24 protein-coding genes are annotated in these 25,046 nt (G+C 66.3%); 12 read left to right on the plus strand and 12 right to left on the minus strand.

Annotated elements, in window-relative coordinates:
• Nucleotides 1-5 precede the first annotated feature (5 nt).
• The 4 genes from sucC to ACFOHJ_RS11980 form a co-directional block, all read right to left on the minus strand.
• The gene (gene sucC, locus ACFOHJ_RS11965; RefSeq protein WP_378220729.1) at nt 6-1,202 is read right to left on the minus strand and encodes an ADP-forming succinate--CoA ligase subunit beta; all 1,197 of its coding nucleotides are present in this window, start codon (nt 1,200-1,202) and stop codon (nt 6-8) included.
• A 15-nt stretch (nt 1,203-1,217) separates the two neighbouring features.
• Nucleotides 1,218-2,186 (minus strand): malate dehydrogenase, encoded by a 969-nt coding sequence (mdh, locus tag ACFOHJ_RS11970; protein ID WP_378220730.1) that lies wholly within the window; start codon nt 2,184-2,186, stop codon nt 1,218-1,220.
• Nucleotides 2,187-2,514: 328 nt separating this feature from the next.
• Nucleotides 2,515-3,726 carry a cell division protein ZapE gene (zapE, locus tag ACFOHJ_RS11975; RefSeq protein ID WP_378220731.1) on the minus strand — a complete coding sequence of 404 codons (1,212 nt, stop codon included), beginning with the start codon at nt 3,724-3,726 and terminating at the stop codon, nt 2,515-2,517.
• Nucleotides 3,727-3,761: 35 nt separating this feature from the next.
• Nucleotides 3,762-4,301: a protease inhibitor Inh/omp19 family protein gene (locus ACFOHJ_RS11980; protein ID WP_378220732.1), complete on the minus strand. Its 540-nt coding sequence runs from the start codon at nt 4,299-4,301 to the stop codon at nt 3,762-3,764.
• Nucleotides 4,302-4,506: 205 nt separating this feature from the next.
• Between ACFOHJ_RS11980 and ACFOHJ_RS11985 the strand changes: the two genes are divergently transcribed.
• The 6 genes from ACFOHJ_RS11985 to ACFOHJ_RS12010 all read left to right on the plus strand — a co-directional run bounded on the left by ACFOHJ_RS11985 (nt 4,507) and on the right by ACFOHJ_RS12010 (nt 9,554).
• Complete coding sequence (locus tag ACFOHJ_RS11985; RefSeq protein ID WP_378220733.1) at nt 4,507-4,680, plus strand: DUF1328 family protein; 174 nt, start codon at nt 4,507-4,509, stop codon at nt 4,678-4,680.
• 69 nt (nt 4,681-4,749) lie between these two features.
• Entirely contained in the window at nt 4,750-5,631 is an 882-nt protein-coding gene (gene dapF, locus ACFOHJ_RS11990; RefSeq protein WP_378220734.1) for a diaminopimelate epimerase, read from the plus strand.
• Nucleotides 5,631-6,914, plus strand: coding sequence for a tRNA (N(6)-L-threonylcarbamoyladenosine(37)-C(2))-methylthiotransferase MtaB (mtaB, locus tag ACFOHJ_RS11995; RefSeq protein WP_378220735.1), 1,284 nt, complete (start codon nt 5,631-5,633; stop codon nt 6,912-6,914). Before dapF ends, mtaB begins: the two co-directional genes overlap by 1 nt.
• A gap of 11 nt (nt 6,915-6,925) precedes the next feature.
• Nucleotides 6,926-8,575, plus strand: coding sequence for a signal recognition particle-docking protein FtsY (gene ftsY / locus ACFOHJ_RS12000; protein WP_378220736.1), 1,650 nt, complete (start codon nt 6,926-6,928; stop codon nt 8,573-8,575).
• A gap of 2 nt (nt 8,576-8,577) precedes the next feature.
• On the plus strand, nt 8,578-9,231 hold the full coding sequence (locus tag ACFOHJ_RS12005) for a septation protein A (RefSeq protein WP_378221550.1): 654 nt from the start codon (nt 8,578-8,580) through the stop codon (nt 9,229-9,231).
• A gap of 155 nt (nt 9,232-9,386) precedes the next feature.
• Nucleotides 9,387-9,554: a DUF1127 domain-containing protein gene (locus ACFOHJ_RS12010; protein WP_378220737.1), complete on the plus strand. Its 168-nt coding sequence runs from the start codon at nt 9,387-9,389 to the stop codon at nt 9,552-9,554.
• 30 nt (nt 9,555-9,584) lie between these two features.
• Here the strand turns inward: ACFOHJ_RS12010 and ACFOHJ_RS12015 are convergent, their stop codons facing one another.
• From ACFOHJ_RS12015 to ccmA, 4 genes are all read right to left on the minus strand, one after another.
• Nucleotides 9,585-10,166, minus strand: a complete 582-nt coding sequence (locus ACFOHJ_RS12015) for a DsbE family thiol:disulfide interchange protein (RefSeq protein ID WP_378220738.1) — start codon at nt 10,164-10,166, stop codon at nt 9,585-9,587.
• Nucleotides 10,163-10,360 carry a heme exporter protein CcmD gene (gene ccmD / locus ACFOHJ_RS12020; protein WP_378220739.1) on the minus strand — a complete coding sequence of 66 codons (198 nt, stop codon included), beginning with the start codon at nt 10,358-10,360 and terminating at the stop codon, nt 10,163-10,165. Before ccmD ends, ACFOHJ_RS12015 begins: the two co-directional genes overlap by 4 nt.
• A gap of 90 nt (nt 10,361-10,450) precedes the next feature.
• On the minus strand, nt 10,451-11,113 hold the full coding sequence (gene ccmB / locus ACFOHJ_RS12025) for a heme exporter protein CcmB (RefSeq protein ID WP_378220740.1): 663 nt from the start codon (nt 11,111-11,113) through the stop codon (nt 10,451-10,453).
• Nucleotides 11,114-11,140: 27 nt separating this feature from the next.
• Nucleotides 11,141-11,749, minus strand: a complete 609-nt coding sequence (ccmA, locus tag ACFOHJ_RS12030; RefSeq protein ID WP_378220741.1) for a heme ABC exporter ATP-binding protein CcmA — start codon at nt 11,747-11,749, stop codon at nt 11,141-11,143.
• Nucleotides 11,750-12,025: 276 nt separating this feature from the next.
• On the opposite strand from ccmA, the gene acnA reads away from it, so the two are divergent.
• Nucleotides 12,026-14,716 (plus strand): aconitate hydratase AcnA, encoded by a 2,691-nt coding sequence (acnA, locus tag ACFOHJ_RS12035; protein ID WP_378220742.1) that lies wholly within the window; start codon nt 12,026-12,028, stop codon nt 14,714-14,716.
• A gap of 172 nt (nt 14,717-14,888) precedes the next feature.
• Nucleotides 14,889-15,677 carry a DUF1223 domain-containing protein gene (locus ACFOHJ_RS12040; RefSeq protein ID WP_378220743.1) on the plus strand — a complete coding sequence of 263 codons (789 nt, stop codon included), beginning with the start codon at nt 14,889-14,891 and terminating at the stop codon, nt 15,675-15,677.
• 24 nt (nt 15,678-15,701) lie between these two features.
• On the opposite strand, the gene cydB is transcribed toward ACFOHJ_RS12040, so the two are convergent.
• The 4 genes from cydB to ACFOHJ_RS12060 all read right to left on the minus strand — a co-directional run bounded on the left by cydB (nt 15,702) and on the right by ACFOHJ_RS12060 (nt 20,741).
• Nucleotides 15,702-16,715: a cytochrome d ubiquinol oxidase subunit II gene (cydB, locus tag ACFOHJ_RS12045; RefSeq protein WP_378220744.1), complete on the minus strand. Its 1,014-nt coding sequence runs from the start codon at nt 16,713-16,715 to the stop codon at nt 15,702-15,704.
• Nucleotides 16,712-18,115: a cytochrome ubiquinol oxidase subunit I gene (locus ACFOHJ_RS12050; RefSeq protein ID WP_378220745.1), complete on the minus strand. Its 1,404-nt coding sequence runs from the start codon at nt 18,113-18,115 to the stop codon at nt 16,712-16,714. Before ACFOHJ_RS12050 ends, cydB begins: the two co-directional genes overlap by 4 nt.
• Nucleotides 18,116-18,241: 126 nt before the next feature.
• A complete protein-coding gene (locus tag ACFOHJ_RS12055) occupies nt 18,242-19,738 on the minus strand; it encodes a xylulokinase (protein WP_378220746.1) in 1,497 nt (498 codons plus the stop codon).
• Between the two features lie 22 nt (nt 19,739-19,760).
• On the minus strand, nt 19,761-20,741 hold the full coding sequence (locus ACFOHJ_RS12060) for a sugar-binding transcriptional regulator (RefSeq protein ID WP_378220747.1): 981 nt from the start codon (nt 20,739-20,741) through the stop codon (nt 19,761-19,763).
• Between the two features lie 137 nt (nt 20,742-20,878).
• Here ACFOHJ_RS12060 and ACFOHJ_RS12065 point away from each other — a divergent pair, with 137 nt between their 5' ends.
• The 4 genes from ACFOHJ_RS12065 (at nt 20,879) to ACFOHJ_RS12080 (ending at nt 24,990) form a co-directional block, all read left to right on the plus strand.
• Nucleotides 20,879-22,204 carry a sn-glycerol-1-phosphate dehydrogenase gene (locus tag ACFOHJ_RS12065; protein ID WP_378220748.1) on the plus strand — a complete coding sequence of 442 codons (1,326 nt, stop codon included), beginning with the start codon at nt 20,879-20,881 and terminating at the stop codon, nt 22,202-22,204.
• A 7-nt stretch (nt 22,205-22,211) separates the two neighbouring features.
• Nucleotides 22,212-23,021 carry an HAD-IIB family hydrolase gene (locus ACFOHJ_RS12070; RefSeq protein WP_378221551.1) on the plus strand — a complete coding sequence of 270 codons (810 nt, stop codon included), beginning with the start codon at nt 22,212-22,214 and terminating at the stop codon, nt 23,019-23,021.
• Nucleotides 23,022-23,255: 234 nt separating this feature from the next.
• Nucleotides 23,256-24,116, plus strand: coding sequence for a carbohydrate ABC transporter permease (locus tag ACFOHJ_RS12075; RefSeq protein WP_378220749.1), 861 nt, complete (start codon nt 23,256-23,258; stop codon nt 24,114-24,116).
• Nucleotide 24,117: 1 nt separating this feature from the next.
• Nucleotides 24,118-24,990 (plus strand): carbohydrate ABC transporter permease, encoded by an 873-nt coding sequence (locus tag ACFOHJ_RS12080; protein WP_378220750.1) that lies wholly within the window; start codon nt 24,118-24,120, stop codon nt 24,988-24,990.
• Nucleotides 24,991-25,046: the final 56 nt, after the last annotated feature.

The following is a 25,046-nucleotide window of genomic DNA, read 5'->3' on the forward strand; positions in this document are numbered from 1 at the left end:
GTGGTTCAGTTCCCCTTCACGGCCTTGACGATCTTCTGCGCGGCGTCGTCGAGGTCGTCGGCCGAAATGACGTTGAGCCCGCTTTCGTTGATGATCTTCTTGCCGAGTTCGACGTTGGTGCCTTCGAGGCGCACGACGAGCGGCACCTTGAGGCCGACTTCCTTCACCGCCGCCACCACGCCCTCGGCGATGACGTCGCATTTCATGATGCCGCCGAAGATGTTGACCAGGATGCCCTTCACCGCCGGGTCCTTGGTGATGATCTTGAAGGCCGCCGTCACCTTCTCCTTGTTGGCGCCGCCGCCGACGTCGAGGAAGTTGGCCGGCTCGGCGCCGTAGAGCTTGATGATGTCCATCGTCGCCATGGCGAGGCCGGCGCCGTTGACCATGCAGCCGATATCGCCGTCGAGCGCGACATAGGCGAGGTCGTATTTCGACGCCTCGATCTCCTTCTCGTCCTCTTCGGTGGTGTCGCGCAGCTCGAGCACGTCCGCGTGGCGGAACAGCGCGTTGTTGTCGAACGAGACCTTGGCGTCGAGCACGCGCAGGTGGCCGTTCTTCATGACGATGAGCGGGTTGACTTCGAGCAGGCTCATGTCCTTCTCGACAAAGGCCTTGTAGAGCACCGGGAACAGTTTTTCGCCGTCCTTGGCCGCGTCGCCGGAAAGCTTCAGCGCCGCATTCAGCGCGGCCGAATCCTCGGCGGTGACGCCCTTGTCGGGGTCGATGGCGCGGGTGACGATCTTTTCGGGCGTATCGTGCGCCACGGTCTCGATGTCCATGCCGCCTTCGGTCGACACCACGAAGGCGATGCGGCCGACGGTGCGGTCGACCAGGATCGACAGGTAAAGCTCGCGCTCGATGTCGGCGCCGTCCTCGATATAGAGGCGGTTGACCTGCTTGCCGGCCGGGCCGGTCTGCTTGGTCACCAGCGTGTGGCCGAGCATCTCGTTGGCGTTGGCGACCACTTCGGCCACCGATTTCGCCAGCCGCACGCCGCCCTTGGCATCGGCGGACAGTTCCTTGAACTTGCCCTTGCCGCGGCCGCCGGCATGGATCTGGCTCTTCACCACGTAGAGCGGGCCGGGCAGGCTGTTCGCCGCCGCTTCGGCCTCGCCCGCCTTCAGCACCGGAACGCCCTCGGCCACCGGAGCGCCGAAACCCTTCAGCAGGGCCTTGGCTTGATATTCATGAATGTTCATCGGCAAGCCTCCCGGTTACTTCTTGGCCAGTTGCGGCGCGATGTTGACGCAGGCCGCCGTCAGGCTCTGCACCGCTTCGACCGACTTCTCGAACATCTTCTGCTCGGCCTTGTTGAAGTCGATCTCGATGATGCGCTCGACGCCGCCGGCACCGATCACCACCGGCACGCCGACATAGGTGTCCTTGACGCCGTACTGGCCGGAAAGATGCGCCGCGCAGGGCAGCACGCGCTTCTTGTCCTTGAGGTAGCTCTCGGCCATCGCGACCGCCGAGGAGGCCGGCGCGTAATAGGCGGAGCCGGTCTTGAGCAGGGCCACGATCTCGCCGCCGCCCTTGCGCGTGCGCTCGACGATGGCGTCCAGCTTTTCCTGGCTGGTCCAGCCCATCTTGACCAGGTCGGGCAGCGGGATGCCGGCGACGGTGGAGTAACGCACCATCGGCACCATGTCGTCGCCGTGGCCGCCCAGCGTCATCGCCGAGACGTCTTCCACCGAGACCTTGAATTCCTCGGCGAGGAAGTAGCGGAAACGGGCCGAATCCAGCACGCCCGCCATGCCGACGACGTGGCTCTTGGGCAGGCCGGAGAATTTCTGCAGCGCCCACACCATGGCGTCGAGCGGGTTGGTGATGCAGACGACGAAGGCGTTCGGGGCGTATTTCCTGATGCCGGCGCCGACCTGCTCCATCACCTTCAGGTTGATGCCGAGAAGATCGTCGCGGCTCATGCCCGGCTTGCGTGGCACGCCGGCGGTGACGATGCACACGTCCGCGCCCTCGATGCCGGCATAGTCGTTGACGCCGGTCAGCCGGGCGTCGAAACCCTCCACCGGAGAGGATTCGGCGAGGTCGAGGCCCTTGCCCTGCGGGATGCCTTCGGCGATGTCGAACAGGACGACGTCGCCCAGTTCCTTGAGACCGATGAGGTGGGCGAGCGTACCGCCGATCATGCCCGAGCCGATGAGCGCTATCTTTTTGCGTGCCATGTGAGGATTGTTTCCCTTGATAACTGTGACGGCGCCACGCTGGCGTCAAAAGGAGACGATCGACGCGGGGACCGCGCGATTTCGCCGCACCCAATAGCCCCGCTGGGTAGAAGATTCAACGGTTATTTCCCATGCAATAATTTCAATCGGTTAGAACTGACGGGACTTACGTAAACGTCAAAAATATCGCTACCGCAGAGGCCTACACCCGTTTGCCCGGAACCGGAAGAGTATCGGATCACGATGACGCTCTTGTGATCGTCCGCCTAGCGGGCGCGCCTCGGCAGGCCCAAGCGGATGTACCGCGAAGAACCCGGCGAAAGGATGGTCAGGCCCGGCTGGCCGCCACAGCCGCGGTGGCCGGCCGGGGCGGCTGGCTCCGGCGCTCAGCCCAGCCTTCCAGCCAGTCGCGGCTCTGCATTTCGATCAGCCGCGAGGCCGTGCGCTCGAACTCGAAAGTCTCGGTGCCGGTGCGCGCGGTATAAAGTTCCACCGGTGGGGCGGCCGCGCTCACCACCAGCCGCACGTGATGGTCGTAGAGCGCGTCGATCAAAAGGATGAAGCGCTTCGCCTCGTTGCGCTTGCCCTCGCCGAGGACCGGGACGTGGTCGATGAAGACGGTGGCATAGCGGCCGGCGATGGCAAGGAAGTCGCGCGCGCCATGCGGCTTTTCGCACAGATCGGCGAAGGAGAAGCGCGCCGCCTCTCCGGCCGCACGCGGCACCGCCAGCTTTCGGCCCTTTACCGTCAGCGTTTCCTCGACCGTGGGCCGGCCCTCGGTCATGGCGTCCCAGGCCTCGTCCATGGCGCGGTCGGCAGCTTCGTCGGCCGGCGTCAGGTAGACCGGGATGCGCGCCAGCTTCTCCAGCCGGTAATCCTTGTCGGTATCGAGCGAGACCACGTCCGCGTGGCGCTCGAGAATAGCGATGAAGGGGAGAAACAGCTGGCGGTTCAGCCCGTCGCGGTAGAGGTCGCGCGGGGCGACGTTGGAGGTGGCGACCAGGACCACGCCGTTGGCGAACAGCGCCGAGAACAGCCGCGACAGGATCATCGCGTCGGCGATATCGGTGACGGAGAATTCGTCGAAACACAGCACCCAGGCCTCGTCGGCAAGCGTGCGGGCCACCGGCGGGATCGGGTCGTCCTCCTTGACGAGGCCGTCCTTGCGCGCCTGCCGGTGCTTCTGGATGCGGTCCTGCACGTCGGCCATGAAATCGTTGAAATGGACGCGACGCTTGCGGCGCACCGGCACCAGGTCGAAGAACATGTCCATCAACATGGTCTTGCCGCGCCCGACGCCGCCGTGGATGTAGAGGCCCTTGACCGGCTCGAGCGCCCTTTTCTTGGCGAACAGCCAGCCCAGCGCGCTGGACTTCTTGGCCAGCCGCTTGGTCGAAATCTCGTCGATCAGCCGGTCGAGCAGGGCGACGATATGCTCCTGCGCGTCGTCGCGCTCGATGCCGCCGCCCGATACGGCGTGGTTATAGCGCTGCCGGACGGTCGCGCGGGTTTCAAGGCCGTCACGCAGATGTTGGGTCACGCTGTCGCCTGCTTTGTTGCGCTATCCGGTCGTTTTCAGCGCGTCAGCGAAATCGGCTGCCCGGACGAGGTCTGGCCGTTGAAGTTTTCCCCGCCCGCGGAATACAGGCGCGCCAGCGTGCCGCCGTCGGCGTCATAGAGGGAAAGCTGCTTGCCCGACACGTTCCACGACTTCACGCCGTCGAGCGGCGCGGGGCAGCGCAGAGGCCCGGCGCGATAGCCCTGGCCGAATTTCGTCTGCGGGGTCGCGACCTTGCAGCTCTGGCCGGAGACGCTGGCGTTCCAGACGCCGGCGACGCTGGAGGGCGTGAGGTCCGTCGCCGTCGCCGGGGCGGAGCCGTCGGGCGGCAGGGCCGCCACCTGTGAGTTCTGCGGCGCGGTCGGGAACTGCGAGGCATCCGTCGGGGCCGGGCCCGAGGGCGGCGGCAACTGATTGGAGGTGACCGTGCCGGAGGGCGCTGCCTGCAACGGCTCGGGCCGTGTGGAATCCATCGACGAAAAACGCGTGCTCGAACAGCCGCTTGCCACAAGCGCGGTCACTGCCAGCGCCGCCAGACCGGTTTTCGAGAATGTCATGCCTACCTCCGCGTCCCCTGGTGGGCGCCTGTCCATCGATGCTTTGCCTACCAACAAGGGCAAGGTGGCCAAATTTCAACCGGATATGGTTAAAATAGCGTTTGCGTCGGCGGCTGTTGCGGATTTGCTACACTTTGGAGGGCGGCCGCCGGAACGCGACCGGCCTTTCCGCGTTGTGCCTCCATAGCAGCGGGGAACCTTCTCCATGATCAAATGGATTCTGATCCTTCTCGTCATTTCCGTGATCGCCGGGGCGCTCGGCTATCGCGGCGTTGCCGGAACGGCCTCGCGGCTGGCCTCCTTCCTCATCGCCGTGTTGCTGGTGGTCGTGGTCGTGGTGCTGCTGCTGTTCGCGCTGGCGGGCGGCGGGCTCTGGTAGGCACTTCCACTGGTAATTGCCGACCGTTTCCGCCATATAGGCCCGAAACAGGACAAAGTTTTCGGACCCATGGCAGGCGCGGCCCCCTTCGCCAAGATGAACGGCATCGGCAACGAGATCATCGTCGCCGACATGCGCGGCCGTGCCGATCGCGTCAGCGCGGCGGCGGCGGTGGCGCTCAATGCCGATGCGGCGACGCGCTTCGACCAGATCATGGCCATCCATGACGCGCGCACGCCGGGCACGAACTATTTCATCGACATCCTGAATTCCGACGGCAGCGGCGCGCAGGCCTGCGGCAACGGCACGCGCTGCGTGGTGCAGGCGCTGGCAGCCGAAACCGGCCAGAAGGTCTTCACCTTCGAAACCGTGGCCGGCATCCTCAATGCGCAGGAGCATGAAGGCGGCCTGATCTCGGTCGACATGGGCAGGCCGCGCTTCGGCTGGCAGGACATCCCGCTGGCCGAGGAGTTCCGCGACACCCGCATGATCGAGTTGCAGATCGGCCCGATCGACGCGCCGGTGCTGCATTCGCCGTCGGTGGTCTCGATGGGCAATCCGCACGCCATCTTCTGGGTCGACCGCGATGTCTGGTCCTACGAACTCGACCGCTTCGGGCCGCTTCTGGAAAACCATCCGATCTTTCCCGAGCGCGCCAACATCACCATCGCGCAGGTGACGTCGCCTGAGACGATGACGATCCGCACCTGGGAACGCGGTGCGGGATTGACCAGGGCCTGCGGCTCCGCCGCCTGCGCCAGCGTCGTCGCCGCCGCGCGCACGAAGCGCACCGGGCGCAACGTCACCTTACGGGCGCCGGGCGGAGAGCTGCGCGTCGAATGGCGCGGGGACGACCATGTGGTGCTCACCGGTGCGGCTGAGTGGGAGTTTTCCGGCACCTTCGATCCGGCCACCGGCGCGTGGACGCGCGACGCGGAAAGTGCCGCCTGATGGGCATCGACGTCGTCACCTTCGGCTGCCGGCTCAATACCTACGAGTCGGAAGTGATGCGCCGCGAGGCCGAGGCCGCCGGGCTTGGCGGGCTCGAAGGCGGCGCCATCATCATCAACACCTGCGCGGTCACCGGCGAAGCGGTGCGGCAGGCCAAGCAGTCGATCCGCAAGGCGCGGCGCGAGCACCCCGATGCGCGCATCATCGTCACCGGCTGCGCTGCGCAAACCGCGCCGCAGGACTTTTCCGCCATGGACGAGGTCGATCTCGTGCTCGGCAACGAAGAGAAGCTGCACAGCCACAATTATCGCGCGCTGCCGGATTTCGGCGTCAACGATTTCGAGAAGGCCCGCGTCAACGACATCTTCTCGGTGCGCGAGACCGCGAGCCACATGGTCGACGCCATCGAGGGAAGGGCGCGCGCCTTCGTGCAGGTTCAGAACGGCTGCGACCATCGCTGCACCTTCTGCATCATCCCCTATGGCCGCGGCAATTCGCGCTCGGTGCCGATCGGCGGCGTGGTCGAGCAGGTCAGGCGGCTGGTCGGCAACGGTTATGCCGAGGTGGTGCTGACGGGGGTCGACATGACCAGCTTCGGCGCCGACCTGCCGGGCAGCCCGAAGCTCGGCCGCCTGGTGAAGACGATCCTCAAGCAGGTGCCCGATATCCGTCGGCTGCGCCTTTCCTCCATCGATTCCATCGAGGTGGACGAGGAATTGCTGGACGTCATCGCCAATGAGCCCCGGCTGATGCCGCATCTGCATCTGTCGCTGCAGGCCGGCGACGACATGATCCTGAAGCGCATGAAGCGCCGGCACCTGCGCGCCGATTCCATCCGCTTCTGCGCCGAGGTGCGCCGGCTACGCCCCGATATCGTTTTCGGTGCCGACATGATCGCCGGTTTTCCGACCGAAACGGAAGAAATGTTCGAGAACTCGCTGGAGATCGTCGAGGAGTGCGGGCTGACGCATCTGCACGTGTTCCCGTTCTCGCCGCGCCAGGGCACGCCGGCCGCGCGCATGCCGCAGGTGCGGCGCGAGGTGGTCAAGGAACGCGCTGGCCGCCTGCGCGCCGCCGGCGACGCCGCCTATGCAAGACACCTCGCTTCGCTCGTCGGCACGCACCAGTCCATTTTGATCGAGCGCGACGGTATTGGCCGCACCGCCGGCTTCACCCTCGCCGCCATCGATGCCGGCGCGCCGGGCGACATCGTCGAGGCGGTCGTCACCGGCCATGACAGCGCACGGCTGACAGCAAGCCCGCTTGCCGCGCAGGCGGCCTGAGAAGAGTTCGCATGGCCTTCGGTTTCATCAAGAAAGTCTTTTCCTTCGGCAGGAAGGAAGTGGTCGAGGACAAGCCGGCCGACGAAGCCGCGCCGCTGCCGCCGCTCAATCTCGACGCGCTGGAAGGCCTGAAGCCGGTCGAGGAAACACCCTCTTCCCCTGCGGGTGAGGGGGCTTCAGCACCTTCCTCGCCGGTTGCCCCCTCATCCGACCCTTCGGGCCACCTTCTCCCCGGTGGGGAGAACGGCGAATCGCCGGCGTCCGAGCCGGCCGCGTCCTCACTGGAAACGTCTGTGCCGTCGGAGCCGGTTGCGCCGGAGCCTGTCGAACAGCCCACGACCGAGCCTGAACCGGCGCCGGTCGAGGTACCGCAGGAGCCGGAGCCCGTCGAACCGACGTCGGACGAAAAGCCAGCATCCGAGCCCGAGCCGACGGCAGAGCCCGTGCCGGAAGAAGAGCCCGCGCCTGTCGAGGTGCCGGAGAAGCCGGCTCCGGCGCCCGCCGAGCAGCAGCCCGTGCCGCCGCCGGAAGTTCCGGCAACGCCGCCGCCGGAAGCGCCGCCAGCGCGGCCGCGGGAGGTTCCCGCGCCGGAAACCCCGGCCGAGGTGCCAAGCCCGCCGGCCGAAGTGCCGCCGCCGGCCGAGACGCCGGCAAAGCCGGCTTCGCCGAAAGCCGGCAAGGTCACCGTCGCCAAAAAGGTCGAGCAGAAGGCGGAGCCCGTTGCGGCGCCGGCGCCGCAGCCCAGAAAGTCGTGGTTCCAGCGCATGCGCGACGGGCTGGCGCGCTCGTCGAAGGAGCTTTCCGGCAACATCGCCGGCGTCTTCACCCGGCGCAAGCTGGACGAGGATACGCTGCAGGACCTCGAGGACGTGCTGATCCGCGCCGATCTCGGCGTCGAGACGGCGCTCAGAGTCACCGATGCGCTGGCCGCCAGCCGCTACGGCAAGGAGGTTTCCGACGCCGACGTGCGTGCGGTGATGGCCGCCGAGGTGGAAAAGGTGCTGGGGCCGGTGGCGATGCCGCTGGAACTCGACCTTTCGCACAAGCCGCATGTCGTGCTGGTCGTTGGCGTCAACGGCACCGGCAAAACCACCACCATCGGCAAGCTGGCGGCGAAGCTGACCGAGGGGGGGCTTTCGGTGATGCTGGCCGCCGGCGACACGTTTCGCGCCGCGGCCATCGAGCAGTTGAAGATCTGGGGTGAGCGCACCGGCTCGCCGGTGGTCGCCACCAAGCTGGGCGCCGATGCCGCCGGCCTCGCCTACGACGCCTTCGAGAAAGCGAAGGAAGCCGGCTCCGACGTGCTCATCATCGATACCGCCGGGCGCTTGCAGAACAAGACCGAACTGATGGCGGAGCTGGAAAAGATCGTGCGCGTGCTGGGCAAGCTCGACCCGGAGGCGCCGCACACGGTGTTGCAGACCGTCGATGCCACCACCGGCCAGAACGCCCTGAGCCAGGTCGAGATCTTCCGCAACGTCGCCGGCGTCAACGGGCTGGTCATGACCAAGCTGGACGGCACCGCGCGCGGCGGCATCCTCGTCGCCATCGCCTCCAAGCACAAGCTGCCGGTCTATTTCATCGGCGTCGGCGAACAGGTGGACGACCTGGAACCGTTCTCCGCCAGCGAGTTCGCCAAGGCCATCGCAGGAGTCGCATGAGCATGACCCCCATCCTCGAACGCGATCCCGCCGATCCGCGGAACACGAAAAAGGAAAGCGTCAACCCGGCGCTCAAGCTGGTGCTGGAACTCGGGCCGCTGATGGTGTTCTTCTTCGCCAATGCGCGCGGCGAGTGGCTGGCCGAAAGATTCCCGATGCTGGCCGAACTCGGCGGACCGCTGTTCATCGCCACCGGCCTGTTCATGGCCGCGACCGCCGTTGCGCTGGCCGTGTCTTGGGGGCTCACCCGCACCCTGCCGCTGATGCCGCTGGTGTCGGGCATCGTGGTGCTGGTTTTCGGCGCGCTGACGCTCTACCTGCACGACGAGGTCTTCATCAAGATGAAGCCGACCATCGTCAACACGCTGTTCGGTGTCATCCTGCTCGGCGGGCTGGCCTTCGGCAAGTCGCTGCTCGGCTACGTGTTCCATTCGGCCTTCCGGCTCGACGCCGAGGGCTGGCGCAAGCTGACCCTGCGCTGGGGCCTGTTCTTCTTCTTCCTGGCGATCCTCAACGAAGTGGTGTGGCGCAATTTCTCCACCGACTTCTGGGTCGCCTTCAAGGTCTGGGCGACGATGCCGATCACCATCCTGTTCACGATCAGCCAGATGCCGCTGATCATGCGCCATTCGCTGGACGACGAAGCCAAGAAGTAGCCGCGCCTTCGCACAAGGCTTTGTTAAGCCGCCATGCGCGGTGCGCAATGCTGCATTGCGGCATATTCTTTTTGCAGCGCACATTTCCTATGTCATGATTTGCAAGCCATTCGGGAGGAACAATCGCACCACGGTGGTGCAGAAAGGAACCTGCCATGATCTTCGACACCCTGTTCAAGGATGCCCGCGCGCATCTCGCCAAGCGCAAGCGCTACAACCAGCTTGTCAGCGAAATCAACAGCCTGAGCGACCGCGACCTCGCCGACATGAACGGCAGCCGCGCGGAAATGCTCTACAATGTGCGCCGGGAAATCTTCGGCTGACCTGTAACAGCGGGCGCGGCGGGCCGGAAATCAATCCGGCCGGGCCAGCGCCTTCTCTATTTCCGGAAGCAGGGCCGTGCGGACAGAGTCCGGCGTCAGCGGCCCGACATGCTTGTAGGCGATGGCGCCGTCCTTGCCGATGACGAAGGTTTCCGGCACGCCGTAGACGCCCCAGTCGATGGCGGTGCGGCCGGCGTCGTCGACGCCGATCGAGCGATAGGGATTGCCGAGATCGCCGAGGAATCGGCGCGCGTTTTCCGGCTTGTCCTTGTAGTTCAGGGCCGCCATCGCATAGCGGTCGTCCTGCGCCAGTCCCATCAGCACCGGATGCTCCTGCCGGCACGGCGCGCACCAGGACGCAAACACGTTGAGCACGGTCACCTTGCCGGCGAATTGCGCACTGTCGAGGCCGGGAAGGCCTGAGCCTTCCAGCGGCGGCAGTTGCGTGGCGGGCGCCGGCTGGCCGATCAGCGCCGACGGGATTTCCGTGCCGTCCTGGCCCGAAAGCAGTTGCGCCAGGAACACGCCGGCCAGGCCGAGGAAGACCAGCAGCGGCAGGAGAACTAGGAGCCGGCGCCTGGGCTTTGCCTCCGTCGCGGGTTCCACGCTCATGATGCCCTTGTCCCTTTCGCTCTAACCCCGGCCGCGCCGGTCTTGTCGGAGCGGCGGCGGATGCCGGCCGCTTCCAGCGCCGCCAGTTCGCGCTTGCGCGCACGCTGGTCGATCAGCACCCAGCCGATCAGCCCGATCATCGCCACCGCGGTGACGGCGTAGGCCGCCGTGACGTAGAGTGCGTGCGTGCTCATGCCGATCGCCTCGCTGCGGCGGTTCTGCCGCCGGTTGAACTTTTCCGAACGTCCATGCTTTCCCTTAGCGTTGCGTGATTACTGGCGCAATCAGTCGCCGTGCCGCAGCGCCAGTGCCGCCGCCAGCGGGCCGATCACCGCAAAGAACAGGGTGAGCGCGGCGAGAATGAGGAAAGGCGGCAGGAACGGGTCGGGATCGTTGACCGCGCCGTAGCTCGCCGAGACGCCGAAGATCAGCACCGGGATGGTCAGCGGCAGCACCAGCACCGAGATCAGCAGGCCGCCGCGCGGCAGCGCCACCGCGACGGCGGCGCCGACGGCGCCGACGAAGGCGATGGCGGGCGTGCCGACCAGCAGCGTCAGCGCGGTCGCGCCGATGCCGATCGGCTCCATGTTCATGAACAGGCCGAGCAGCGGCGCCGCGATCACCAGCGGCAGCACGCTCGCCGTCCAGTGGGCGAGGCATTTGACCAGAACGGTGAGCGCCAGCATGTGGCGGTCGCCGGCAAGGACGAGAATATCGAGCGAACCGTCGTCGCGTTCGGCCTGGAACAGGCGGTCGAGGCCGAGCAGCGAGGCCAGCAGCGCCCCGATCCACAGGATGGCGGGGCCGATGCCGGCAAGCAGGTTGAGGTCAGGGCCGACGCCGAAGGGTATGGTGACGATGACGGCGAGGAAGAAGATGACGCCGGTCAGAGCCCCGCCGCCGGCGCGCACGGAAAGTTTCAGGTCGCGCAGGAACAGGGCTAGCATCGCGCGGCATGTCCGGTGGAAAGGAGTTCAGGCATTTCCACCCATCCTCAGTTCTTCCGCCTGCTCCAGCCCCAGCGGCAGGTGGGTGGCGGCGACGATGATGCCGCCTGCCTGGCAATGCGCCTTCATCAGCCCGGCCAGCCGCCCCTCCGACGCTTTGTCCAGGCCGGAAGTCGGCTCGTCGAGCAGCCATAGCGGGCGGTAGGAGACCAGAAGCCGTGCGATGGCGGTACGCCGGCGCTGGCCGGTCGAGAGGTAGCCGAAAGGCAGGTGACCGATGCCGCCGAGGCCGACCGCCTCCAGCGCCTCCTCGGTGTCGAGGCGGGCGTCGCCGCAGAAATCGCGCCAGAAGGCGAGGTTTTCGGTCACACTCAGCGTCGGCTTCATCGCGTTGTGGTGGCCGAGATAGTGGCAGTTGCCCGCGACGGACGCGGAATCGTCGCCTTCGCCTTGCAGATGCACGCGCCCCGCAGCCGCCGGCAGCAGGCCGGCGACGATGCGCAGCAGGGTCGACTTGCCGGAGCCGTTCGGGCCTGTGACGAGAAGGGCCTGCCCCTCGCCCAGCGCAAAGCCGATACCGGAAAAAACCGTTTCGCCGCCGCGTTCGCCGCTCAGATTCTCGGCGATCAGCCGCATGAATTCCCCTTGGCCTGAAATCGGGCACCGCGCGCCGGCACCCAAGCAAAAATGGCAACTATGTGTCTAGAACTATTCCAGAAACTTCTCTATATCCGGCATACCAACCCCAGCGGTCGGGGAAGGCAACCTTTATTGCGCCGAATCGGCGCCATGCCGCAAGGCATGAGCGCACGGGGCGGACAGCGGAAATGGCCGTACCCGCACCCTTGCGCGTGATTGCATGCCATCGGAGTCCGTTCCTAGGCCGAACTGACCAGAATGGGATCGCACGTCGTGTCCAAATCTCTCGATAGTTTCAATTGCCGCCGCACCCTGACCGCAGGGGGCGCCGAGTATGTCTATTACAGCCTCGTGGAAGCCGAGAAGAACGGCCTGGCCGGCATTTCCCGCCTGCCCTATTCGATGAAGGTGCTGCTGGAGAACCTTTTGCGCAACGAGGACGGCCGCACCGTCACCAAGGCGTCGATCGAGGCGGTGGCCGCCTGGCTCGCCGACAAGGGGACCGCCGGCGTCGAGATCGCCTACCGGCCGGCGCGCGTGCTGATGCAGGACTTCACCGGCGTTCCGGCCGTCGTCGACCTCGCGGCGATGCGCGACGCCATGGTGTCGCTCGGCGGCGACCCGCAGAAGATCAATCCGCTGGTGCCGGTGGACCTGGTCATCGACCATTCGGTCATCGTCGACGAGTTCGGCACACCGATGGCCTTCGCGCGCAACGTCGAACTGGAGTACAAGCGCAACGAGGAACGCTACAAATTCCTGAAGTGGGGCCAGCAGGCTTTCCATAATTTCCGCGTCGTGCCGCCGGGCACCGGCATCTGCCACCAGGTCAACCTCGAATATCTCGGTCAGGTGGTGTGGACCAACAGCGATGGCGGCGAGGCCGTGGCCTATCCCGACACCTGCGTCGGCACCGATTCGCACACCACGATGATCAACGGCCTCGGCGTTCTGGGCTGGGGCGTCGGCGGCATCGAGGCGGAGGCGGCCATGCTCGGCCAGCCGGTCTCCATGCTTCTGCCGGAAGTCATCGGCTTCCGCCTCACCGGCAAGGTCAAGGAAGGCGTCACCGCCACCGACCTGGTGCTGACCGTGACCCAGATGCTGCGCAAGAAGGGCGTCGTCGGCAAGTTCGTCGAGTTCTTCGGCCCGGGCCTTTCCAACATGACGCTGGCCGACCGCGCCACCATCGGCAACATGGGCCCGGAATATGGCGCCACCTGCGGCTTCTTCCCGGTCGATTCCGAGACGCTGCGCTACATGACCATGTCCGGCCGCGCCGAGGACCGCATCGCGCTGGTCGAGGAATACACCAAGGCTCAGGGCCTGTGGCGCGAGGACAGCTCTGCCGACCCGGTGTTCACCGATACGCTCGAACTCGACCTCGGCACCGTGGTGCCCTCCATGGCCGGGCCGAAGCGTCCCGAGGGCCGTCAGGCGCTGGAAGACATTCCCGCCGGCTTCGTCAAGGCGATGGAAACCGAGTACAAGAAGGCGGCCGAGCTGCACAAGCGCTACCCGGTCGAAGGCGCCGACTACGATCTCGGCCACGGCGACGTGGTGATCGCGGCGATCACGTCGTGCACCAACACCTCCAACCCCAGCGTGCTGATCGGCGCCGGCCTTCTGGCGCGTAACGCCAACCGGCTCGGCCTCAAGCAGAAGCCTTGGGTGAAGACCTCGCTGGCGCCGGGATCGCAGGTCGTGGCCGAATATCTGGAGAAATCGGGCCTGCAGAAGGAACTCGACCAGATCGGCTTCAACCTCGTCGGCTTCGGCTGCACCACCTGCATCGGCAATTCCGGCCCGCTGCCGGCGCCGATCTCCAAGACCATCAACGACAAAGGCCTGATCGGGGCGGCGGTGCTGTCGGGCAACCGCAACTTCGAGGGCCGCGTGTCGCCCGACGTGCAGGCCAACTACCTCGCCTCGCCGCCGCTGGTGGTGGCGCATGCGCTGGCCGGCACGGTGACGAAGGACCTGACCAAAGAGCCGATCGGCGAAGGCAAGGACGGCAAGCCGGTCTATCTCAAGGACATCTGGCCGACTTCCGCCGAGATCCAGGAGTTCATCGAGAAGAACGTCACGCGCGAACTGTTCGCGCGCAAATATGCCGACGTCTTCAAGGGCGACGAGAACTGGCAGAACGTCAAGGCGCCGAGCGGCCAGACCTATGCCTGGGACAACACGTCGACCTATGTGCAGAACCCGCCGTACTTCGTCGGCATGGGCAAGTCGACGGGCGCGATTTCCGACATCAAGGGCGCGCGCGTGCTCGGCCTGTTCGGCGACAAGATCACCACCGACCACATCTCGCCGGCCGGTTCGATCAAGGCGGCCTCGCCCGCCGGCAAGTACCTGACCGACAACGGCGTCGGCGTGGCCGACTTCAACCAGTACGGCACGCGGCGCGGCAACCATGAGGTGATGATGCGCGGCACCTTCGCCAATATCCGCATCCGCAACCACATGCTGGGCGAAAACGGCAAGGAAGGCGGCTACACGATCCACTATCCGTCGAAGGAAGAGGAATCGATCTACGACGCGGCCATGCAATACCAGCGCGAAGGCGTGCCGCTGGTGATCTTCGCCGGCGTCGAATACGGCAACGGCTCGTCGCGCGACTGGGCGGCCAAGGGCACCAGCCTGCTCGGCGTGCGCGCCGTCATCGCCCAGTCCTTCGAGCGCATCCATCGCTCGAACCTGGTCGGCATGGGCGTGGTGCCGTTCACCTTCGAGGAAGGCACGTCGTGGGCCTCGCTCAACCTCAAGGGCGACGAACTGGTCGAGATCGACGGGCTCGCCACGATCAAGCCGCGCCAGCAGGCGGTCGCCAGGATCACCTATGGCGACGGCACGGTGAAGAACGTGCCGATTCTCTGCCGCATCGATACGCTGGACGAGCTCGACTACTACAAGAACGGCGGCATCCTGCAGTACGTACTGCGCGATCTCGCCGCATAAGCCGCATCGTATCGGGCAAGCTGAACAACCGCCGGGGCGAAAGCCCCGGCGGTTTTGTCTGGGCGGGTGAAAAATTTCACCGCAACGTGACTTCCGATTGACTGCCGCTTCTGCCACATATTTTAGCAATGAGAAGAAGAGCCGGTACCGCCGGCGGGAAATTGGAACGGCCATGGTATCTCGACAAATGGTGCAGTTGGCGGCTGCCACGCTGGCCCTTTGCGCGTTTTCAGGGGCAGGCCTGGCCGGCCAGGCCGATGTCGCGCGGCCGGGCGCGGCAAAGACCGAGACACCGCTGGGCGTGGTCGAGCTCTTCACCAGCCAGGGCTGCAGTTCCTGCCCGCCGGCCGATGAGCTTTTCGCCGATTTCGTGGCGAGGAAGGACATCGTCGCGCTCGCCTATCACGTCGACTACTGGGACTATCTCGGCTGGAAGGACACGCTGAGCAGCAAGAAGAACACCGAGCGCCAATATGCCTATATGCGCGCTTTCGGCACCCGTTCGGTCTATACGCCGCAGGCGGTCATCAATGGGCGCACCCATGTCAACGGCGCCAGCCGCTCCGCGGTCGCCGATACGCTCGCCCGGATGGACAAGAGCGCGCAGGGCATGCGCGTCCCCATCAAGGTCACGCAGGAAGGGGACGGCGTGGTGATCGAGGCGGGCGACGCCGGCACCGATCTGGCGACGCCGGTGGATGCCCATGTCGTCGTCGTCTATTTCGAGGCGCCGCAGACGATCAGCATCGGCAAGGGCGAGAACAGCGGCCGGCGCGAGACCTACTGGAACGCCGTCTCCGATATCCAGACCGCCGGCATGTGGCACGGCAAGGCGCAGCGCTACGAACTGCCGATGAGCGAGATATCCAAGAGAGGCGGCTGCGCCGTGCTCTTGCAGGCGATGGGCAAGGACGGGTTGCCGGGCCCGATCCTCGGCGCCGCCATGATCCGCAATCCATAACGCCGCCCTGGTACCGCCACCGCGTCAGTGATAGCCGATGTCGTGGCGTACCTTGCCCCGGAAGACCCAGTACGACCAGCCCGAATAGACGAGAATGACGGGGAGTAGGAACAGGGTTCCGACCAGCAGGAAGGCCTGCGTCGAGTTGGACGAGGCCGCTTCCCACAGCGTGAAGCTGTGCGGCACGATATAAGGCCACAGGCTGACGGCGATGCCGAGATAGGATAGCGCGAACAGCACCACGGCGCCGATGAAAGGGCCGGCATGCGTGTCGCGCCCGAGCGCGCGCCAGACCAGGAAGGCCGTCAGCAGCGTCAGCAGCGGGATCGGCGCCAGCACGAGGATGTTCGGCCAGGAGAACCAGCGCTGGGCGATCGGCGCGCTGACCAGCGGCGTCCACAGGCTGACGATGCCGATGCCGACGAGGACGCCGATCAGGCTGATGCGGCCATGCCGCCGCGCGCGTTCCTGGATATCGCCCTCCGTCTTCAGGACCAGCCAGCCGGCGCCGAGCAGGCTGTAGCCGAAGACCAGCGCCAGCCCGGTGAGCAGCGAAAACGGCGTCAGGAAATCGAAGGACGAGCCGACGAACTCACGGCCCTGGATGTTGAAGCCCTGGATGTAGGAGCCGAGCATCACACCTTGCGCGAAGGCGGCGACGGCCGAGCCGTAGCAGAAGCCGTGGTCCCAGAAGGTCTTGTGCTCGACGTCGCGGAAACGGAATTCGAAGGCGACGCCACGGAAGACCAGCGCCAAGAGCATGACCAGCACAGGAAAATACAGCGCCGGCACGACGATGGCGAAGGCAAGCGGGAACGCCGCCAGCAGCGCCAGCCCGCCGAGCACCAGCCAGGTCTCGTTGCCGTCCCAGATCGGGGCGATCGAATTCATGACGAGGTTGCGCGACTGGACGTCGGGTTCGAAGCCGTAGAGGATTCCGACGCCGAGGTCGAAACCGTCGAGCAGCACGTAGAAGAAGATGCCGGCGGCGAGGATGGCCGCCCAGATCGGCACGAAGCTGAACACGGTGTCCATCATGCGCCTCCGTGCGGGGTAAATTCGACCGTGACCGGCTGGCTCGGCCGCCCGCCTTCGATCAGCGGGTCTTCCTCTGGCTCCTCATCGGCGGACCGGGGACCCTTGCGGATGATGCGCAGCATAACCCATGCCCCGGCCGGGAAGATGATGAGATAGGTGACCATGTAGAGCAGCAGCGAGATCAGCACGTCCTGTCCGGTCAGTGACGGCGAGACGGCGTCGGCGGTGCGCAACAGGCCGTAGACGACCCACGGCTGGCGGCCGACCTCCGTCGTGGTCCAGCCGGCGAGCACGGCGAGAAAGCCCATCGGTCCCATGAACAGGCAGGCCCGCAGGAAAGTGGGGCTGTCGAACAGCCGTCCGCGCCAGCGCAGCCACCAGCTCGAAACCACCAGCGCCAGCATCAGCAGCCCGATGCCGACCATGACGCGGAAGGCGTAGAAGGGCAGCGCCACCGGCGGCCGCTGGTCGGCGGGGAAATCCTTCAGGCCCTTCACGGTGCCGTCGAGGCTGTGGGTGAGGATCAGGCTGCCGAGCTTCGGCACCTCGACGGTGAAGCGGTTGCTGGCCGTGGCGTCGTCGGGAACGGTGAACAGGATCAACGGCATGCCGCTCGTCGTCTCCCAGTTCGCTTCCATGGCCGCGACCTTGGCCGGCTGGTGCTCGAGCGTGTTGAGGCCGTGCAGGTCGCCAAGCAGGATTTGCAGGGGCACCAGGATGGTCAGCAGCCACAGCGTGATCGACATCATGGTGCGGGCTTCGGCCGAACTGGCCCGCTTGCGCATCAGGTAGGCATCCACCGCGACGACGACGAAGCCGGTGGTGATGTAGAAGGCGACGACGGTATGGGCGAAGCGGTAGGGGAAGGAGGGGTTGAAGACGATCTCGAACCAGTTGGTCGGGAAGAAGCGGCCGTCGATCACCTGGTAGCCGGCCGGCGTCTGCATCCAGCTGTTGGCGGCAAGGATCCAGAACGAGGACAGGAGCGTGCCGAAGGCCACCATGAGCGCGGCGAAGAAGTGCGCCCAGCCTGGTACCAGCTTGCGCCCGAACAGGAGCACGCCGAGGAACGCGGCCTCCAGGAAGAAGGCCGTCAGCCCCTCATAGGCGAACAGCGGCGCCAGCACGTTCGCGGTCACGTCCGAGTAGCGGCTCCAGTTGGTGCCGAACTGGAACGGCATGATGATGCCGGACACGACGCCGATGCCGAAGGCGACCGAGAAGATCTTGATCCAGAAGGTCGAGATGCGGAAATAGATTTCCTTGCCGGTGAAGAAATAGAGCCCCTCCAGCAGCGCGATGAAGGACGCGAGCCCGACCGTCAGCGCCGGCATCAGGATGTGCCAGGCGATCAGCCAGGCGAATTGAAGGCGGGACAGGAAGAGCGGATCGAGTTCCATGGCGGGCGGCTCTGTTCACGACATGCCGATCCCGGGCCGCATTTCTGCCTGCCGGCGACAGGGAAGGCAAAGCCGACTTAGGGCGCGCGCGGATTACATCAAGGTGCCCGGCGTTTTTGATGGGGGTCAGCCGCCCCAGGCGAAGCGGGTCGCGGGGAACACCTCGGCCTGCCGCCGGGAAAGGGCTGCCCAGGCATCGCGGGTCGAAGGGTCCGGCGTGATGGTCTCGGCGACGCTGGTCATGGCGTCGGCGGCCTTTTCGAAACTGTCGAACCAGCCGATGCCGACGGCGGCGCTGATGGCGGCGCCGAGCGAGGAGGCCTCGGCGCTCTGGCCCTTCTGGATCGGGATGCCGGTGGAATCGGCGACCATGCGCGTCCACAGCGGGCTGTTGGCGCCGCCGCCGATGGCGACGATGCGGCTCGGCGCCAGCCCCTGCCGGCGCATTTCCTCCAGCGCGCGGGCGCTCTGCAGGGTCATCGCCTCCAGCCCGGCACGGTAGAAATGGCCGAGCGTATGCGACGGGTGCATGCCGATGAAGCTGGCGCGCGCGTTCATGTCCCAGTGCGGGTCCATGCAGCCGACCAGCGTGGTGCCGGCCAGCAGCCCGTCCGAGCCGATGGGGACGCCTGCCGCCTCGCGCTCCAGCCGCGAGTAGATCGAAGGATCGGCACGGCCGCCGGCGAACATGTCGACGAACCAGTTGACGAAATAGGCGCCGGCCCGCTGCACGGCTTCGAGGAAGTAGCCGTCGCCGGTGGGCGAGGTCATGGTACGCCAGTACGGCCCGAGGACGGGAGTGGGCGACCACAGGCCGGCGATGATGGCCGTGCCGAGATTGAGGTAGACGACGCCGTCGCGCACGGCGTTGGAGCCGAGGCCGGCGCATTGGCCGTCGCCGCCGCCGGCGATGACCGGCGTGCCCTGGGCCAGGCCCGTTGCCGCCGCGGCCGCGGCATGGACGGTACCTATCCGGGTGCCGGTGCGGACCGCCGCCGGCAGTTGCGCGGGCGCGATGCCGAGCGCGTCGAGGATCGGCCCGGACCACTCCTTGCGGGAGATGTCGAAGATGCCGAACGGGTCGGCGCTGGTCCAGCTCGCGCTCGGCGTGCCGGTCAGCTTCATCGTCAGGTAGCCCTGCACGTCGAGGATCTTTGCCGCGCGGTCGAGCCGTTCCGGCTCGTTCTCGCGCAACCATTTCAGCCGGTAGACGACGGGCGTGACGTCGATCGGCTTGCCGGTGATCTCGTGCAGGCGTTGGCGGCCGAATTCCCCGGCGAAGCGGTCGACCAGCCCGGCGGCGCGCTCGTCCAGCCACACGCTCGCCGGTCCGATGGCGTTGCCTTCGGCGTCGACCAGCGCCACCGTCTCGCGCTGGTTGGAAATGGCGAGGCCGGCGATGCGCTTCGGATCGACGGCCGCCGTCACCTGCCGCAGCGCGATCGTGGCGGCCTGCCACCAGTCGCCGGCCTCCTGCTCGGCGAAGTCCGGCCTCGGCCTCGCCAGCTCCAGCGGCGCGCGGCCCTCGGCCACCGCGTTGCCGTTCCTATCCCAGGCAATGGCCTTGCAGGACTGGGTGGAGCTGTCGAGGCCGATAACCAGGGGGTCGCCGATGCTGCTCATGGTCTGTTCCGGGTTCGAGAGGCTATTCCAGCAAGGCGCGCGCGGTGGCCATGTCGGTGACGAGGTGGGTGGCGTATCCGCCCCGCAGGCCGGCACGGATGGCCTCGATCTTCTGCGGGCCGCCGGCGGCGCAGATGCGGACCGGCATGGCTTTCAGTTCGTCGAGCGTGATGCCGATGGTGCGGCCTTCGAGCGGGCTCGGCAGCGAGCGCCCCTCGGCGTCGATCAGCCGGCCGATGATGACGCCGACCGCGCCCTGGCCGATCATGCCGGCAAGCCCCGCTTCGTCGGAAATTCCCGAGCGGGCGTAGGTGCTTTCGGGGCCGACGTCGCCGACGCCGAAAATGACCTTACCGGCGGCGTGGATCATGCGGAACTGGTTGACCAGCATCGGCTCGCGCATCAGCTCGTCATGCAGCCGCTCGCTTGAGACGATCGCCGGCGCCAGCAGGTTGATGCAGCGCGCGCCGAGGCGGTTCGCCATCAGCGAGGTGCAGAATTCCGGCGAGAAGTCGCTGGTGCCGATCGAACTGCCGCACAACTGGACGACGCTGAGGTTCCTGGCGCGCCGGGGGCCGGAGATGGAGCGGGCGGCGGCCAGCACCGTCTTGCCCCAGGCGACGCCGATGGTGTCGTCGGTTTCGATCATCGAGGCGAGCAGCCTGCCCGCCGCCTCGCCGATGCGCTGGTCGGTGTCGCCCCGGTTGAGGTCGGGGATGACGGCGGCGCTGGCGAGCCCGTAGCGCTCGATCAGGGCACGCGATTCCAGTGTGCGGGCAAAGGCTTCCTGGTCGATCTGCACGGAGACGAGGCCGGTCTCGCGCGCTTCCTGGAGGTAGTTGACCACGCTCGCCCGCGAGACGTTCATCGCCTTCGCCACCTCGCTCTGGTTGAGCTGGTCGACGTAGTAGAGCCAGGCCGCCCACGCCACCGCGCCGTCGAATTCCGGCGGCGTCGGCGAGGCGGCGTTGCGCGTCGAGCTGGTTGCGTCAGAAGCGTCCATGACGCTGTTGTCGACCGGCTGAAGGAAACATGTCAAGGGTCGGCGACAAATCCATTGACAAAAGGCATCCGTGAGTGACAATTGTCTCAACGCCGATGGACGCCGTCGGCAAATGGGCTCTGGCAGGAGTGCGTTCGATGACGAAACCGGCATCCGGTTCTTGGACCGGCCTGATCGACGAGATCCTGGACGGCCGCTGGACCAGCCCGGAAACCGGCAAGAAGGCAGTCGTCCCCTATGAGCGCATCGTCATCGAGGACAGCCTCGACGGACGGGCGGCCGAACTGGTCGGGGCGCTCGATCTCGGCAAGCGTTTCACCGTCGTCGCCGACGGCGCCACCTACGATGCGCTGGGCGAGCGCGTTGCGCGCGAACTGAAGGCGCTCGGCCCGGTCGAGACCGTGGTCCTCGACCATCCGCATGCCGACATGGCCAATGTCGAGAGCCTGACCGGCAAGCTGGCTGGCGCCGAGGCCGTGGTGGCGGTCGGCTCCGGCACCGTCAACGACCTGTGCAAGTTCGTGACCGGGCGCACCGGCCGGCGCTATTGCGTGTTCGGCACCGCCGGCTCGATGAACGGCTATACCTCGACCACGGCCTCGATCACGCTCGAAAGCGGGCTGAAGGTGTCGCTGCCCTCGCATGGGCCGTCGGGCTTCTTCGTCGACCTCGGCGTCTCGGCCGCCGCCCCGACCTACCTGTCGGCGGCGGGCTTCGGCGACTGCCTTTGCCGCTCGGTCGCGCAGATCGACTGGTGGATGTCGCATCGCCTGCTCGGCACCGACTATCACAGCGTTCCCTTCCTCATCCAAGAGGAGGACGAAGCCGAACTCAACAAGCGCGCGGCCAAGCTCGCCGAGCACGATGTCGAGGCCAACGGCTATCTCTACCGCGTGCTGACGCTGTGCGGGCTCGGCGTTTCCTTCACGGGCGTCTCCAACCACGGCTCGATGGGCGAGCACCAGATCTCGCACTACATCGACTGCTTTGCCGGCGACCGGCATCCGGGAACGCTGCACGGAACGCAGGTCGGCGTCGCCTCGCTGACGATGGCGCGCCTGCAGCAGAAGATGCTTTCCGAGGAAAAGCCGCCGGTGGTGAAGCCGACGAAGATCGACGCCGCCGACATGGAGCGCCGCATGGGCGCCTCCGCCGCGCAGTGCCTCGAGGAGTTGCAGAAGAAGGCCTTCGACGAACGCGGCGCCGCCGCCTTCAACGAGCGCCTGCAGGAATTGTGGCCGCAGCTGCGCGAGGAACTCAAGGCGTTCATGCTGCCCGTAGAGGAAATGGTCGGCCTGCTCAAGTCGACCGGCGGCCCGACCACGGCGGCCGAACTCGGCGCTTCCCCCGACCTCTATCGCGAGGCGGTGGTGCACTGCCGCGAAATGCGCAACCGCTTCTCGTTCCTGGACATCGCAGCCGATGCCGGGATGCTGGAGGATTTCGCGCGCGGGGAAGCCTAGGATGGCGATGCGCGCGCTGAGCGAGTTCCCGGCGGATGCGGCTGCGTCCATTCGCGGCGTCTTTTGCGATATCGACGATACCATCACCACCGAGGGGCGGCTGACGGCCGCCGCCTATGGCGCGCTGGAACGGCTGAGCGAGGCCGGGCTCGCGGTCGTGCCGATCACCGGCCGCCCGGCGGGCTGGTGCGACATGGTCGCACGCTTCTGGCCGGTGGCCGGCGTGGTCGGCGAAAACGGCGCCTTCTATTTTGCCTATGACGGGGCGACGCGCAAAATGATCCGCGTCTTCACCGCCGGGGCGGCCGAGCGCGCCGACAACAAGCGCCGGCTCGACCATATCGAGAAGCGCGTGCTGGCCGAGGTGCCGGGTGCCGCGGTTTCGGCCGACCAGGCCTATCGCGAGGCCGACCTCGCCATCGACTTCTGCGAGGACGTGCCGGCGCTGCCGCCGGGCAAGGTCCAGCACATCAAGCAGATTTTCGAGGAGGAGGGCGCGGTCGCCAAGATTTCCTCCATCCACGTCAACGGCTGGTTCGGCCGATACGACAAGCTGTCGATGACGCGGCGGTTCGCGGCCGAGCGGCTGGGCGTCGATCTCGACGCGGACAAGGCCGCCTATGTGTTCGTCGGCGACAGCCCGAACGATGCGCCGATGTTCGGCTTTTTCCCGAATGCCTGCGGCGTCGCCAATGTCCGGGATTTCGCCGGCCGCATCGAGGCCGAGCCGGCCTTCGTCGCCAGCGGGCGCGGCGGCGCGGGATTCGTCGAGATCGCCGACATGCTGTTGGCGCGGCGCCGGCCGGGCGCAGGCTGAGCCGGGACACAGGGACGTGGGAGGCGTCGTGCAGGGCAGGAAAGCGCAGAGCGATTGCGGAAAGAGCGCAGGCGGAAGGCGCGGCTTTGTCGTGGCCGCCCGCAGCGCCGCGTCTTGTCACCGGCGCGCCGACAATCTAGCGTTCCAGCAAGCGCACAGGAAACCAACAACCGCGCGCGGCATGGCCGAGCGTCTTGGGAGGGATACGTGCAGGCTGCCCAGGTAAGACGTTTCGTGATCTCGGATCATCCGCTGCCCTGGCTGTTGCCGCTGGTGGCGATCCTGCTCGTGTTCACGGTCTATCCGCTGTTCTACAACATCTGGCTCAGCTTCCACGAATATGCGCCGCGCCGGCGCGCGCTCGAATATGTCGGCACCAGCAACTGGGCGCAGTTGTGGGAGGACGCCCGCTTCTGGCAATCGCTCACCATCACCTTCGCCTATTTCGCGGTGGCGCTTGCCATCGAACTGGTGCTCGGCATGGCGATCGCGCTTCTGCTCGACAGCGACGGCTTCGGCTTCGGCTTTCTGCGCGGCCTGCTGACGATGACGCTGGTCATCCCGCCGGCCATCGCCGGCATGATGTATCTGCTGATGGAAGACCCGCAATTCGGCGTCATCAGCTACTTCCTGCAATGGGCGGGCCTGCTCGACCCCGCGCATCCGATCCTGGCGACCGCCTCCACCGCGCTTGCGGGCGTGCTGTTGCCGGAAATCTGGCAATGGACGCCGTTCATGGTGCTGATCTTCCTCGCAGGCCTTCGGGCGCTGCCGCGCGAGCCCTACGAGGCGGCGATGATCGACGGCGCCTCGCAGTGGCAGATATTTCGCCGCATCACGCTGCCGATGATGTCGAAGGTGATCGCCATCGCGGTGCTGATCCGCGGCATCGACCTGTTCCGCGTCTTCGACTACGTCTTCGTCATGACCTCGGGCGGACCGGGAACTTCGACCTACACGCTGTCGCTCTACGCCTGGCAGCAGACGTTCAGCTTCGTCAAATGGGGCTATGGCGCGACGCTCAGCCTGGTCACGCTGGTCATCATCCTCGTCGTCGCCAGCCTGTTCATCAAGGTCGCCAAGGTGAGGTGGTGAGATGAATGCTTCGATCGCCTCGCGCACACTGCGCACCCTTGCCGCCTGGGTCGTCGTCGGGCTGTTCTTCTTCCCGATCTACTACTGGACCTCGGTGGCGTTCAAATACGGCAACGACATCTTCAGCCGGCCGCCGAACCTGTTCCACTTCACGCCGACCTTCGACAATTTCCAGAAGGTGTTCGGCATCTCGCTGGGCGCCGGCGGCGTCACGGTGACGCCCGGCGGCGGCAACTTCTTCATGGCGCCGAGGTTGTGGGATTCGATCGTGGTGGCGACGCTGTCCACGCTGGTCGCCATCGTCATCGCCACGCTCGCCTCCTACGCCCTGTCGCGCATGCAGTTTCGCGGCCGCCACCACTTCGTCAACTGGGTGCTGTCGACGCGCATGATGCCGCCGGTCGCGGTCGCGGTGCCGATGTTCTTCATCTACAAGGGCTTCGGCCTGCTCGACACCTTCACCGGCATGGTGCTGATCCACGCGCTGATGAACCTGCCGCTGGCGGTGCTTTTGATGAAGAGCTTCTTCGACGACATTCCGGCCGAGATCGACGAGAGCGCCATCGTCGACGGCGCCAGCCGCTTCCTCATCTTCCGGCGCATCGTGCTGCCGATGGCCAAGGGCGGCATCGCCGCCACGGCGGTGCTGTGCTTCATCTTCTCGTGGACGGAATTCCTGTTCGCGCTGACGCTGACCACCACCGGACTGAAGACGGTGCCGGTCGTTTCCTCGACCTTCGTCACCTCGATCGGCACGGCCTGGGGCAACATGGCGGCACTCGGCGCGGCCTCGATCGTCCCGGCATTCATCTTCATTCTGTTGGTTCAGAAGCACCTGGTGCGCGGGCTCACCATGGGCTCGCTGAAGCAATAGAGGGGAAAGGCTCAAATTCGCAGCCTTCGCAAACGCGAATTGAAACGGAGGAGTAG

This window comes from Aquamicrobium soli, from assembly GCF_042646345.1.
GTDB lineage: Bacteria > Pseudomonadota > Alphaproteobacteria > Rhizobiales > Rhizobiaceae > Mesorhizobium > Mesorhizobium soli_A.

Coding starts and splice junctions, on each gene's coding strand:
- sucC (WP_378220729.1), bottom strand. CDS start 1,202: ATGAACATTCATGAATATCAAGCCAAGGCCCTGCTGAAGGGTTTCGGC.
- mdh (WP_378220730.1), bottom strand. CDS start 2,186: ATGGCACGCAAAAAGATAGCGCTCATCGGCTCGGGCATGATCGGCGGT.
- ACFOHJ_RS11980 (WP_378220732.1), bottom strand. CDS start 4,301: ATGACATTCTCGAAAACCGGTCTGGCGGCGCTGGCAGTGACCGCGCTT.
- ACFOHJ_RS11985 (WP_378220733.1), top strand. CDS start 4,507: ATGATCAAATGGATTCTGATCCTTCTCGTCATTTCCGTGATCGCCGGG.
- dapF (WP_378220734.1), top strand. CDS start 4,750: ATGGCAGGCGCGGCCCCCTTCGCCAAGATGAACGGCATCGGCAACGAG.
- mtaB (WP_378220735.1), top strand. CDS start 5,631: ATGGGCATCGACGTCGTCACCTTCGGCTGCCGGCTCAATACCTACGAG.
- ftsY (WP_378220736.1), top strand. CDS start 6,926: ATGGCCTTCGGTTTCATCAAGAAAGTCTTTTCCTTCGGCAGGAAGGAA.
- ACFOHJ_RS12005 (WP_378221550.1), top strand. CDS start 8,578: ATGACCCCCATCCTCGAACGCGATCCCGCCGATCCGCGGAACACGAAA.
- ACFOHJ_RS12010 (WP_378220737.1), top strand. CDS start 9,387: ATGATCTTCGACACCCTGTTCAAGGATGCCCGCGCGCATCTCGCCAAG.
- ACFOHJ_RS12015 (WP_378220738.1), bottom strand. CDS start 10,166: ATGAGCGTGGAACCCGCGACGGAGGCAAAGCCCAGGCGCCGGCTCCTA.
- ccmD (WP_378220739.1), bottom strand. CDS start 10,360: ATGAGCACGCACGCACTCTACGTCACGGCGGCCTACGCCGTCACCGCG.
- ccmB (WP_378220740.1), bottom strand. CDS start 11,113: ATGCTAGCCCTGTTCCTGCGCGACCTGAAACTTTCCGTGCGCGCCGGC.
- ccmA (WP_378220741.1), bottom strand. CDS start 11,749: ATGCGGCTGATCGCCGAGAATCTGAGCGGCGAACGCGGCGGCGAAACG.
- ACFOHJ_RS12040 (WP_378220743.1), top strand. CDS start 14,889: ATGGTATCTCGACAAATGGTGCAGTTGGCGGCTGCCACGCTGGCCCTT.
- cydB (WP_378220744.1), bottom strand. CDS start 16,715: ATGATGGACACCGTGTTCAGCTTCGTGCCGATCTGGGCGGCCATCCTC.
- ACFOHJ_RS12050 (WP_378220745.1), bottom strand. CDS start 18,115: ATGGAACTCGATCCGCTCTTCCTGTCCCGCCTTCAATTCGCCTGGCTG.
- ACFOHJ_RS12055 (WP_378220746.1), bottom strand. CDS start 19,738: ATGAGCAGCATCGGCGACCCCCTGGTTATCGGCCTCGACAGCTCCACC.
- ACFOHJ_RS12060 (WP_378220747.1), bottom strand. CDS start 20,741: ATGGACGCTTCTGACGCAACCAGCTCGACGCGCAACGCCGCCTCGCCG.
- ACFOHJ_RS12065 (WP_378220748.1), top strand. CDS start 20,879: ATGACGAAACCGGCATCCGGTTCTTGGACCGGCCTGATCGACGAGATC.
- ACFOHJ_RS12070 (WP_378221551.1), top strand. CDS start 22,212: ATGCGCGCGCTGAGCGAGTTCCCGGCGGATGCGGCTGCGTCCATTCGC.
- ACFOHJ_RS12080 (WP_378220750.1), top strand. CDS start 24,118: ATGAATGCTTCGATCGCCTCGCGCACACTGCGCACCCTTGCCGCCTGG.